This is a genomic window from Agarivorans sp. MS3-6, from assembly GCF_054112545.1.
The window spans coordinates 4,119,116-4,131,138 of record NZ_CM134202.1 but is presented as its reverse complement, the minus strand read 5'-3'; the positions used below and the strand labels follow the sequence as shown (position 1 = coordinate 4,131,138).

General features: G+C 43.7%; 10 protein-coding genes. 7 read left to right on the top strand and 3 right to left on the bottom strand.

The window, feature by feature from the left end; all coding sequences use genetic code 11:
• Nucleotides 1-159 precede the first annotated feature (159 nt).
• Nucleotides 160-1,053 carry a LysR family transcriptional regulator gene (locus ACVFI8_RS19080; RefSeq protein ID WP_248712013.1) on the top strand — a complete coding sequence of 298 codons (894 nt, stop codon included), beginning with the start codon at nucleotides 160-162 and terminating at the stop codon, nucleotides 1,051-1,053.
• Between the two features lie 73 nt (nucleotides 1,054-1,126).
• Here the strand turns inward: ACVFI8_RS19080 and ACVFI8_RS19075 are convergent, their stop codons facing one another.
• Complete coding sequence (locus ACVFI8_RS19075) at nucleotides 1,127-1,450, bottom strand: type 2 periplasmic-binding domain-containing protein (RefSeq protein ID WP_248712014.1); 324 nt, start codon at nucleotides 1,448-1,450, stop codon at nucleotides 1,127-1,129.
• Between the two features lie 47 nt (nucleotides 1,451-1,497).
• Between ACVFI8_RS19075 and ACVFI8_RS19070 the strand changes: the two genes are divergently transcribed.
• A complete protein-coding gene (locus ACVFI8_RS19070) occupies nucleotides 1,498-2,400 on the top strand; it encodes a BamA/TamA family outer membrane protein (protein ID WP_248712015.1) in 903 nt (300 codons plus the stop codon).
• 62 nt (nucleotides 2,401-2,462) lie between these two features.
• Here ACVFI8_RS19070 and ACVFI8_RS19065 read toward each other — a convergent pair whose 3' ends face one another.
• Nucleotides 2,463-3,341, bottom strand: coding sequence for a LysR family transcriptional regulator (locus ACVFI8_RS19065; RefSeq protein ID WP_248712016.1), 879 nt, complete (start codon nucleotides 3,339-3,341; stop codon nucleotides 2,463-2,465).
• A 113-nt stretch (nucleotides 3,342-3,454) separates the two neighbouring features.
• Here ACVFI8_RS19065 and ACVFI8_RS19060 point away from each other — a divergent pair, with 113 nt between their 5' ends.
• From ACVFI8_RS19060 to ACVFI8_RS19050, 3 genes are all read left to right on the top strand, one after another.
• Nucleotides 3,455-4,150 (top strand): hypothetical protein, encoded by a 696-nt coding sequence (locus tag ACVFI8_RS19060; protein WP_457872336.1) that lies wholly within the window; start codon nucleotides 3,455-3,457, stop codon nucleotides 4,148-4,150.
• A 521-nt stretch (nucleotides 4,151-4,671) separates the two neighbouring features.
• Nucleotides 4,672-5,679, top strand: coding sequence for a metal-dependent hydrolase (locus ACVFI8_RS19055; RefSeq protein ID WP_248712018.1), 1,008 nt, complete (start codon nucleotides 4,672-4,674; stop codon nucleotides 5,677-5,679).
• A 393-nt stretch (nucleotides 5,680-6,072) separates the two neighbouring features.
• Nucleotides 6,073-6,558 carry a VOC family protein gene (locus ACVFI8_RS19050; RefSeq protein WP_248712019.1) on the top strand — a complete coding sequence of 162 codons (486 nt, stop codon included), beginning with the start codon at nucleotides 6,073-6,075 and terminating at the stop codon, nucleotides 6,556-6,558.
• 128 nt (nucleotides 6,559-6,686) lie between these two features.
• Here ACVFI8_RS19050 and ACVFI8_RS19045 read toward each other — a convergent pair whose 3' ends face one another.
• Nucleotides 6,687-7,682, bottom strand: coding sequence for an HAD family hydrolase (locus ACVFI8_RS19045; RefSeq protein ID WP_457872333.1), 996 nt, complete (start codon nucleotides 7,680-7,682; stop codon nucleotides 6,687-6,689).
• Nucleotides 7,683-8,013: 331 nt separating this feature from the next.
• Between ACVFI8_RS19045 and ACVFI8_RS19040 the strand changes: the two genes are divergently transcribed.
• Together ACVFI8_RS19040 and ACVFI8_RS19035 are read left to right on the top strand one after the other, a co-directional pair.
• Complete coding sequence (locus ACVFI8_RS19040; protein ID WP_248712021.1) at nucleotides 8,014-9,558, top strand: arylsulfatase; 1,545 nt, start codon at nucleotides 8,014-8,016, stop codon at nucleotides 9,556-9,558.
• 111 nt (nucleotides 9,559-9,669) lie between these two features.
• On the top strand, nucleotides 9,670-11,826 hold the full coding sequence (locus ACVFI8_RS19035) for an ammonia-forming cytochrome c nitrite reductase subunit c552 (RefSeq protein ID WP_248712022.1): 2,157 nt from the start codon (nucleotides 9,670-9,672) through the stop codon (nucleotides 11,824-11,826).
• Nucleotides 11,827-12,023 lie beyond the last annotated feature (197 nt).

The window sequence follows — 12,023 nt, the reverse complement described above, 5'->3', positions numbered from 1 at the left end:
TCCCGCTAATACGGCGGCGGTTGCTAAGTTTAAAATTGTTTTTTTCATGTTCATCACCTTAGGTTTTAGTGGTTAGCTTGGTTGCTTGCTGCTTTATGTGATGTATTATGTAGGAAATACTGGTTTATTTTAGTTTCATGAGAAAGGGATTCCCGTTCTATGTATTCGTTACGGCAACTACAAGCCTTTGTGGCTACTTGCGAACAAGGCAGCTTTAAGCTGGCGGCTATTGCGTTAAATAAGCGCGCGTCTACCGTTGCAGAGTTAGTCAGTACCCTAGAAGATGAAAGTAATACTCAGTTGTTTGAGCGCCAAACTAGAAAGCTCGTGTTAACAGAATCTGGTAAGCATTTATTGCCGGTAGCAAAGGCCACCGTAAGGGAGGCTTCGTGTTTCTCCGCGGTGGTAGACAACCTACACCAAGCGGTGCCCACCACATTTTCAGTGGCTATTGATAGCATGTTGAGTCATCCCGCGATTAGCCGAAGCTATCAAGTTATTTTGCAGCAGTTTCCTAATATTGAGCTAGAAGTTTTGGTGGGTGATACCTTGCAGGTAGTTGACTGGATAACCACGAATAAGGCTGAGATTGGACTTGTCGCCTCAGCCCTATCTGAGTTTGAAAATATCACCCAATTTACCGCTTTCAATTTCGAATTAGTTGAGGTGGCATCTTCTCAACAGTTTACTCGTGGGGAGGTCGTGTCTAATACTACAATGCGGGAATTACTGCAGCTTCAATTTAAACATCTAGCCCAATTCAATTTAGATAAACGCTATCAAATTGGCCACCGCATTTGTTATGTAAATAACCTGCAAGAGATGCTGAATATGGTATCTGAAGGGGTCGGCTGGGCATTTTTACCTCGAACTATTGCTCAGCCCTGGATAGATGCGGGTAAAATAGTTGAGTTTTCTATTGAAGGTGGCACACCGGTATATTGGTTTGCGGAAATTGTTCACCTTAGCGCAAAAGAGCCCAGCCTTGCCGGTGATGTTTTTATGCAAGAGGTGATGAACTTGAAAACCTTTGAAAGTAATCCGAGTAAATAAAACAATGTGAGCAAGCAGAACAGCACTAATAAGGCAGCAGATGAGTATAGCTGATGTTAATAACCGTTTAGTTTTATGTTTGGCTAAATACCAGCAATGAAAGAAAATACGCTTGCGCGGGACCAAATTCACTACGAGGCAAATAACAGGCTTCTAATGGTGTGTAGATAGGGTTTTTAGCAGGGCGAAAAGTAGGTTCAAACACTTTTAATGTACCAAAGTTTTCTCGTTCTGCCACCAGCGCTTTGGGTAATAACGCAAATCCCATGTCTTCTTCTACCATACGGGCTATGTCTTGAAGCGCAGAGACTTGCCAGGTTTCAAAACTAACATAACCAAATAACTCAGACAGTTGCATTTCATCAAAATACTCAGAGGTGATTTGCCGATAAGTCATTAACACTTCCAATGTTATCGATTCTAAATCAGCGAGGTCTGAGTCGGGTGAACAGACGATTAAACAACCCAGAGTTGGTCAATAGTATTCCCCCCAGTGTAACTGGCGTGGTTGGAGCAGGCACATCGAATGGAACAAAAATAGCGGGGCTGTTTCACTCCGGTAACTGGGATAATGACAATGTGCGCTATTTAGGTGGGTTGTTTACTGCTGATATCAACCTAAAGTATTATGCAAGCTCCAACGCGCTAGGTACTGACCTATCAATGAAGGGGCATTATTTTTTCCAAGAGATTGATTTTCGTCTTGGCGACAGCAACTTTTTTGCCGGCGCTGAATATACCTATATGGCTTCTGAAGCCACCATCGGCATGCCTAATCTAATACCAGACATTAAACCGATGGGCTTTAATAGCAAAGATGCAGGAATGGCCTTGAAGCTATCCTACGACAGTACCGACAATCCTTTTGCTCCCCGGCAAGGCCTAAAAACAGCCTTCAAAGCCAAACGATTCGACCAACAGTTTGGCGGTGACTTTAATTACGATAACTACTCGGCTTACGCCCATGGTTATCATCGCTTGTCGTCAAAATGGGGGCTAAATGTTCGCGCCGATATGAAGAGTGTCTCGAAAGGCGCACCATTTTATGCCAAACCGTTCATTGATATGCGAGGCATCGCAGCAATGCGTTACCAAGCAGACAATACTGCGGTAGCCGAGTTAGAAGTGACTTATGATATTGACTCTCGTTGGACCTTGTTAGCTTTTGCGGGTACCGGAAAAGCATTTGATCATAACGTAGCTGTTACCAATACTAACTTTCAAGGTGCGCAAGGAGGTGGGGTTCGTTATCTATTATCTCGCCAGTTAGGCTTAAGAGCTGGTGTCGATGTCGCCAAAGGGCCAGAAGAATGGGCCCTATACTTTCAGTTAGGAAGCTCATGGTAAAAGCTAACCTGTATGAGTGACTAAAGCCTTGCCCAAAAAACACAACTAAACGTTTGTAGTGATTAACACAATTGCGGTAACAGCTCGATTAAGAAACGCATAACGGGGCCTTGCTTCAAGTTAGCTTTCCAGACTAAGTCAGCCGGGTAATACATAGCTGTACGCTGGAACTCGGGGGCAAACTCAATGAGTGTGCCCGACGCTTGTTTTTCTACCGCCATCTGTTTAGGTAAAAAGGCCCAACCTAGGCCTTGTTCCACTAACCGCACTAAATCGTCTTGATCAAAAGCCTGCCAAGTATCTTGCGATACTTTACCCGAATTTTTCAGGGCGGCGTTTTCTAACATACTAGAGCAAACAATTTGACGCTGTGCAATCAGCGTTTCGTTGTCTACCTCTTGCATATCAGCCAATGCTGAATCAGGGCTGCACACGCAGACCCATTCAATTTGCGCTATAGACACGAAATCTAAGTTATCGGGCACCGCTTTAGAAGCCAAATGTACTCCCAGTTGCACCTCTTCATTTAATACAGCGTCGTTCAAATGTTGCCCCGACAGTTTTAATAGTTGCACTTGAGTATGAGGAAATTTTCTGGACATTTTTTCCAAGGCAATATCAATTACGGTTAATGGAACGATAGGGTCAATTGCAATTTTAACGATGTCTTCAACTTCGTTCACTGCGGCTTGCGCATAACTTTGTAGGCGTTCAGCTTGTCGCATTAACACTTTGGCTTGTTCATACAAACGCTCTCCTTGATGGGTCAAACTAGGGTACTTACTGCTGCGGTCAAACAAAGTAATACCTAAATCAAGCTCCAAATTATTAACAGCAATGCTCACCGAACTTTGGCTTTTACCAGTATGGCGCGCTGCAGCAGAAAAAGATCCTTTTTCTGCTGCGGCAATAAAGGCTGATAGTTGTTCAAGATTAAGCATAGTGGCTGCCCCTGCTTTTACTATTCGATTTTCGAATAATAGCCAACTCGTCCTATAAGAATAGATTGATGATAATGGCAACGTCAATCACTAATTATCAAGAGAAGAAAATTATGAACAAAGCAATGATTGTTACCTTATTAACCTTAAGCGCCAACGCAGCGTTTGCTAACGATAAAATAGAAGAAGAGATTAACTATGGTGACCCTACAGCAAGCTTTTCAACTGTTGGCCTTAGCGCCAGTGAAAATACCACTCAGTTAAACGGCATGGCAGGGTTTGGCAAAAACATTTTTTCATTGGACTTAGCCCGTGACAATAAAAGTGGCGATTTAAATTATCGTGGTCGCTATTTTCATGTGACCGACGGCTTAGGTTACTCAGTAGATGTACTTGGTGATAAAGATAGCACCACCGCATTAGCTGGAGCCATTTACAAAATGCAACTCAACGACAACATCTCCATATTCCCGATGGCGTCTCTGGGTTATACCTCTGGAAACAAATCAAATGTACCTGATATTGAGTTAGCGAGTAATGACAAGCAACAACAAGAAGGCTCCACCTTAGGTCAGTTAGGTATTTATGCCATGTATGCCTTTGATAACGGCAACTGGCTCTATGCCAATCCAAAATCAACTTACCATGTTCGTCATAACGAATTTATCAATCAGATTGAAATGGGCGGTGGAATAATGGTGACAGACTATGCCTCTGTTGGGGCAAAAGTTGAGTATACCGCCGAAAACAAAAACCTAAGATTACAAGCTGATACCGTCGTTTGGTTACAAGGTAATGTGTACTTTTAAATCACCCAATATTGCCAAACAGCCCGAGGCTATCGATGAAGGTATGACTAAAACTAAGCCTGACTATAGTTATGTCATGCACAACATTTGCCTGTAGCGAAATAACGCCTGCATCAAATGGCAGTGTTACTCCTCGGACTGGTGTTCCACCAACACCCGGTGAACAATGCCAACCGCAGGCTTATTGGCTGGTTAAACCTGAATACTGGCCAGTTGTGTTTTGAAGGAGAGTCAATGTGAACGAGGCTTTATTATCAGAGGGTCACCAATAAATACCGAGGAAAATACGCTAAGGGAGAGCTGGTTTAGTCAACCAGCGCCTACTAATTTAGCGGCTATATCTATTCGAGCTTTAACGCCGGCACAATCACCTAGGGCTTTAGCCATTTCCCTCGCCTAAGCCCGCTGATCTTTTGTCAACTAGCATCACTATTTAAAAAAGACTGTAACAAAGATTTGATCAACTACGCGGTTTCCCCGTATAACAAACAAAGAGAATAGAACCACAATATTGGGAAAACATGGATTCTGTAACACAAATTGCCCTTGGTGCCAGCATTGCCGCCGCTGTGGGATTAAAGCCTTTTGGCCGTAAAGTATTACTGGTAGGCGCGTTGTTAGGCACTCTGCCCGACCTAGATGTTTTTATTGATTACGGCAATGCCATTGATAACTACACGCAGCATCGTGGATTTAGCCATTCGCTGTTTGTGCTTACCGCTCTGTCGGTGTTGCTCTATTTTATTATGCTGAAACTAAAGCCCCCTTTGCGTCAGCATAAACTGGCGCTATTGTTAGTGATTTTGTTACCGCTAATCACCCACCCACTATTAGATACCTTTACCACCTACGGCACCCAGTTATTATGGCCTATAAGTTCGCCGCCCATAGCTTGGCATAGCATCTTTATCATCGATCCCCTCTACACCTTACCACTGTTAATCAGCGTGATTTTTTTATGGTTTAGCGCCAATACACAACGCTGGTTAAGCATTAATAAGGTCGCCTTAGTGGTGAGCTGTGCATACTTAGCCTGGGGTCAGCTATCGCAAACGATAATTACTGATAGAGTAAAGCAAGACCCGCTGGTACTAAATAGCCCGCTACTGGTGATGCCAACCCCCTTTAACACTATTTATTGGCGAGTGATGAGTTACCAAGAAGATAATTATTACGAAGCATTCACCCACCTTGGTGACAAGGCGCCATTGCAGTGGCATCGCTACGCCAATAACCGCTATTTAGTGAAAGACTCGCAACCCGACTACTTGCCTCGTTTAGAGTGGTTTAGTCACGGATGGCTACGTTTTGATGAACGTGACGGGCAACTTCAAATTACTGATTTACGCCTAGGTGTTGCCGGTTACCACCCATTTACCTTTGTGATTGCAGAGCAAGCAGAACAGCAACAAACTCTGGCTAACTGGCAAAGTATTGAACCCTTGCAATTACCCAGAGCAAAGGTAAGCCAACAACAGCTCCTTACCGAGATGAGGGACAAACTCGGCCTAACTTTTAACCAAGAATAGGCGGCAGTAAACACGGTGTAGAAAACGCGCGCACTCGCCTGCTCCCTATTGGCGAACTAGCACCCCACAAGCTGAACATTTTGTGATAAAACGGCGCATATTAAGGTTAAGCGCCGTTTTATGCCATTTTCAGTTAAACGAGTAACGATCTATCGTTAATAGATCATACTCTGAGAAACCCTAAGCTGAGTGTTCAGCGTTAACCACTCAAGGTTTACTTAAGGATTGTTTAGGGTTTAAAACTTACGAGCTGCCTACTTCCGCACTGCCGACTCAATCATTCCAATTATTTATCAAATGTATAATGTTTGATAATTTCATTTAATCCAAAGGTCTCCCTATACTTCTCCCATCAAAACAAACAAGCAACGAATTAACGAAAGCGAGAATATTATGAAAATGAGTCATGTAGGTATTATGGTTGGCGACATGGACAAAGCGGTTGAGTTTTATACCAACGCATTAGGTCTTGAGATTGTGATGGGCAAGTCTGAAGTCATCGAAGAGAAAGAAACAGCCATTGGCAGAATGTGTATCGCTGTATTTGGCGACGGTTTTAAAGGCTTTAATATCGCCCACCTTGTTACTCAAGATGGTATTGGTTTTGAATTGTTCGAAATGAAAGACCGTGAAGAAAAGCACAATGTTGATTTCACTAAAATCGGTATCTTCCATTACTCATTAGAAACCACTGATTTTGAAGGTGTGATTGAGAAAGTGGAACAATACGGCGGAAAAGTGAGAATGGATATTATGAGATATCACCCTGAAGATGATAGCCGCCCTTACAAAATGGTGTATTTAGAAGACCCCTTTGGTAACCTTTTTGAGCTTTATTCACATACATACTCTGAAACTTATTCTTCTGAGTACGAATAAAACTAGCTAAGCGTTACTGACTGACCGTCACTAATTAAAATGAAGCCTCCTAATTTAGGAGGCCTTTTTGCATGCTAAGGATACAATAACCAAGTTTGTCTGCGTGCCGGCTGTCGGTGATTGCTCGGCTATTTATCTGCCGAGAAAATGCGCTTCCAATCTTGTTTCATATCCACAATGGTCCACGATTTAGCTAGCGCTTGATCTAGGCCTTTGTCAAATTTACCAATACTAGATTCTCTGTCATAAGCCCACTCTCGCTTTTCATCAGTATGGTGAACATACAGTGCAAACCGCGCTCCCTGTCCAGCGGTAGTCCATTGTAGCATTTGTAAATCACCGTCAGAGTTACCAAACGCGGCAATTGGGCGTCTGCCAATTTGCTGGTGAATAGCGACCACTTTGCCTTCTTTATCATCATAGAAGTCCAGCGCTGGTTGACGCACAAGCACCGGCGCTCCTTCTCGCATCTCAAAGGCCACTTTTATACTGCTACCGATGACCTGCTCAGGAGGGATACCATAAACCTGTTCAGACCAAGGGCGCATAAATTCGATGCCCCCGCCAGATACAATAAAAGTTTTAAAATCATTAGCTCTAAGGTAACTCAACAATTCAAGCATGGGCTGATAAACCATGTCTGTGAATAAGCGTTGAGTATCAGGATGCTTGGCGGTCGCAAGCCAGTCTTTAACAATCACTTCGAATTCTTCGGTGGTCATACCTGCATGGCTAGCCATGACGATGTCGAGAATCGCCTGCTCGCCCCCCGCTATAATGCCTTTCATGTCGCCTTTAAGCACAGAAGCAAAGGGCTCGGTGGTATTCCACTCTGGATGTTCTGGAGCAAGTTGCTTGATACGATCAAGGGCGAAAAATAGTTGAAAGTACATGGGTTGCTCTGCCCATAGCGTCCCGTCATTATCAAATACAGCAATCCGTTCAGCCGCTGGCACAAAATCCGGCGAATCGGCCATTACAACCTTGTTTACAAACTCGATAATTTGTTGCTTAGTTTTCCCTTGGTTCCATGAGCTAAGCGGCTCGGTCGTATCCGCCATCGTTTGACCGATAAAAGCCAACACTAAAATAAACAACAATGTCATTGTTTGAATCGTTTTCATTGTGTCCCTTCCATGAAAATAAATATATCAGTAAAATTACCCCTCACAACTATGGAAGCTAAACCGAAAACCTGCCACATATTTGGCTAAATAGTCACTGCGGCCTGTTTTCTTTTGGTTGTCATACTGCTCCCCCCGCCATATTTTTTAACATCGTTCGCATTAACAAACCAGTATTGGCGAAAACAGCAGCGCTTATCACGGACTATAATGGAGGGTTTGAAAGTGGCGAAAAACCAATCTAATTATTAAATTAATTATTTATCACTAGAAAGTCCCCCGTTTACTGCTACGCTTTTTGTGTGCTTTTAATACAGGGAGTGTGTCACAAATGCTAAAAACCTTAAGAAGTGGCTTTACCATATTATCTATTGGGGCTTTGGGTTTGGCATCTGCCAGCCTAATGGCTGCTGAAAAACCCAATATTTTGGTGATATGGGGCGATGATATCGGCCAATCCAACATCAGTGCTTATACCTTTGGGCTTATGGGTTATAAAACCGCCAATATCGACAGCATAGCGAAAGAAGGCATGATGTTTACCGACTACTATGCCGAGCAGTCTTGTACAGCGGGACGCTCAACCTTTATTACCGGTCAAAGTGTATTACGCACAGGTCTAAGTAAAGTGGGTTTCCCTGGGGCAGATCTAGGCTTACGAGCCGAAGATATCACTATTGCTGAAGCCTTGAAACCCATGGGGTATGCAACAGGCCAATTTGGCAAAAACCATTTAGGCGATAAGGATGAATTTTTACCCTCAGCCCATGGTTTTGATGAGTTTCTTGGGAATTTATACCACCTAAACGCCGAAGAAGAACCTGAAAATATAGATTACCCAAAAGATCCTGAGTTCCGCAAAAAATTTGGTCCTCGTGGCGTCATTAAGTCTTCCGCCGATGGGAAAATTGAAGATACCGGGCCCTTAACCAAGAAGCGCATGGAAACCATCGACGATGAAACCGTTGAAGCAGCCATGGCCTTTATGGAAAAAACCGTTAAAGCCGACAAACCTTTTTTTGTTTGGTGGAACGGCACCCGGATGCATTTTCGTACCCATATCAAGCCTGATTTACAAGGTAGTTCAGGTATAAGTAACTACGCCGACGGCATGCTTGAACATGATAGGCATGTAGGCTTACTACTGAAAAAAGTAGATGACTTAGGAATTAAAGATAATACCATCGTCTTTTACTCTACAGATAATGGCCCTCATATGAACAGTTGGCCTGATGCAGGCTTAACACCGTTCCGTGGTGAGAAAAATACCAACTGGGAAGGCGCATACCGAGTTCCGGCAATGGTACGCTGGCCAGGTAAGATTAAGGCAGGCGAAGTTTCTAACGAAATCATGCACCATATGGATTGGCTGCCAACATTTGCCGCTATTGCTGGTGATGACAAAGTGAAAGAAAAATTGCTTAAAGGCCACAAAGCCAACGGCAAAGAATTCAAGAATCACTTAGATGGCTATAACTTCCTGCCTTACCTTACGGGTGCAGAAGAGGCTGGCCCGCGTCAGGAAATATTCTATTTTTCAGATGACGGTGACCTTACTGGATTACGCTATAACAACTGGAAAATGGTATTCATGGAGCAGCGCGCTCAAGGTACCTTGCAAATTTGGGCAGAACCGTTTGTTGAGTTACGCGTACCCAAGATCTTTAACTTAAGAATGGACCCATACGAAACCGCTGATCGCACCTCAAATACCTACTGGGATTGGGTAATAGATAGAGTGTTCTTACTTGTTCCTGCGCAAACTTATGTAGCCAAGTATTTAGCAAGCTTCGAAGAATTCCCTCCACGTCAAAAAGCAGCTAGCTTCAACTTGTCTCAAGTAATGGAGAAACTGCAACAGCCAGGGTCGCATTAAGTCGTACTAACATTAACAAAGGGCGCACTGCGCCCTTTGTTATTAATGGTTTACATCGTTACACTTAAACACTTCTAGTCGTCATCAGTGATGTTTCCTATTGAGCTCTTTATGTATCTTTTAAAACAACTCGTTACGCTTTCCTTACTCTTTATCAGTTCAGTTGTTTTAGCCCAAGAATACATCGGCAATGAAAGCTGCGCTGAATGCCATGAAACAGAAGTAGAAAATTGGCAGCCATCCCATCATGCCAAAGCAATGCAGCCCGCCACCGAAGCAAACGTACTCGGCAACTTTAGTAATAGCCGTTTTGAATCGGAAGATGGTTGGACAGTTTTCAATTACGACGAAAATGGCTTTTACATCGAAACAGGCCCCACTGGAAAAGCTGGCATTCGTTATCCTGTGCCTTATGTGTTCGGCTACACACCACTTCAACAAATTTTAGTCGACATTGGCACTGGTAGGCTACAAGCTTATACCGTTGCTTGGGACTCCAGAACCAAAGAACAAGGGGGTCAACGTTGGTATAACCTATATCAGCAGGCCCATACACCAGATACACCGTTTTACTGGAAAAGCCAGTTTAACAATTGGAATGCACGCTGTGCTGAATGCCACTCTACAGAGTTAAAACGCGGTTACAATGCCGCCACTGATGATTACAACACAACATGGAGTGAAATCAATGTTAGTTGTGAAGCTTGCCATGGCCCAGCATCAAGGCATGTCACACTCAAGAAGGCCGAAGACACGGGTGACTCCACCAGCCTCATCGCCAACTCAGGCTTTAACCAGCCTTTACATAAGCGCAGCCACTGGTTATTCAAAGAAGGGAAAACCAGCGCCGAGCGTTATGAACGCTCTCCCATTTCCTTAGATCATGGTCAACCAGACCAATGCGCTGCATGCCATAGTCGGCGGGTAGCCCTCACCGATGGTGCAGGCCCCCATAATTTTACCGAGCATTACATACCAAGACTCGCTGTGCCTGATTTGTATCATAATGACGGTCAAATTTTGGATGAGGTGTATGTATATGGCTCATTTAGCCAAAGTAAAATGGCGGCAGCAGGGGTGGTTTGCACAAATTGCCATGAACCACACAGTGGTAAAGTGATAAGCCAAGACAATAGTCTTTGTACTCAATGCCATTCACCCAGCAATTTTGATACTCAAGAACACACTTTACATCAAGCAGGCTCTGAAGGTGCGGTATGTATAGATTGCCATATGCCTTCACAACGTTATATGGGGGTGGATGATAGACGAGATCATGCTTATCGCGTTCCTAACCCATGGGTAAGCGAGGCCTTAGCTTCGCCAGATGTTTGCCTTAATTGCCACCAAGATAAAGATACTCAGTGGTCTCAGCAACAATTGGAACACAAAAAAGCCAAAGTATTCGCTGACTATAGCGATATAGGCCCGGCTCTTTTACTCAGCCAATTAGCCCCTCAGCGGGGGCAAGAAAATATTGCTACCCTGGTGCTTGATGAAAGTTTACCCGCCATGCGCCGCGCGGTATTACTTAGCCACCTCGATGTTAGCCAACCGAATAACATGGCGGTATTAAACTCTGCGGCCAATAGCCCCCAAAGTTTAGTGAAACTAGGTGTATTACATGCGCTAGAGTCAGCCCCCTATAACCTCCAGCTTCAAATCGGTTTTGGTTTACTTTATGACGAAGATAAAAATGTTCGCTTACAAGCGATTCGCTTATTAGCACCAGCATTTAGGCAATCATTACCAGAAAAAGCACAGCAACCCATGCAAGATGCCTTAATGGAAGCGGTAGTCACCTACCAACAACAACAAGATTTGTTATCGGCGCAACTCGCCCTAGCCGACTTAGCTTATAAAGTCGGTGACACTGAACAGGCCACCATCCAATACATCAACGCCCTAAAAATCCAGCCCAGCTTTTTGCCGGCTAAGCTAAATTTGGCCAGTATTTACCGTGAAACTAGTCAACTAACAAAAGCCCAAGTGTTGTTACAAGAGATCTTAACCATAGAGCCCAAGCATGCTATGGCTTTACATAACCTTGGCCTAATTTACGTTGTACAAAGGCAATGGCCAAATGCATTATCTGCACTAAATATGGCTTCAGAGCTTGAAAATGATAATCGCCGTTTTGCCTATGTTTACTTGCTTGCCTTAGAAGCGAGTGGCGATATAACCGCAGCCAAACGACAACTTGATAAACTAGAATTAATGACCCCTGGCGACCCAGCTCTATCTGAAATTCGAGCTCGCTTAAAGTAAACCAGGCGGGCTAATCCAAACTATTTTTGGTAATAGCCTTGAATAAAAAAATCTCAAGCAAACCATTATAACGCTATAAAGCCATTATCTGCTGCCTAGCGTTACCATCATAATCGCCGATCTTAGAACAAAATTAATGGTTATATATTGAACAGACAGATGAATATTGCGCTACTTGAACTAAACTTAAATGAGCT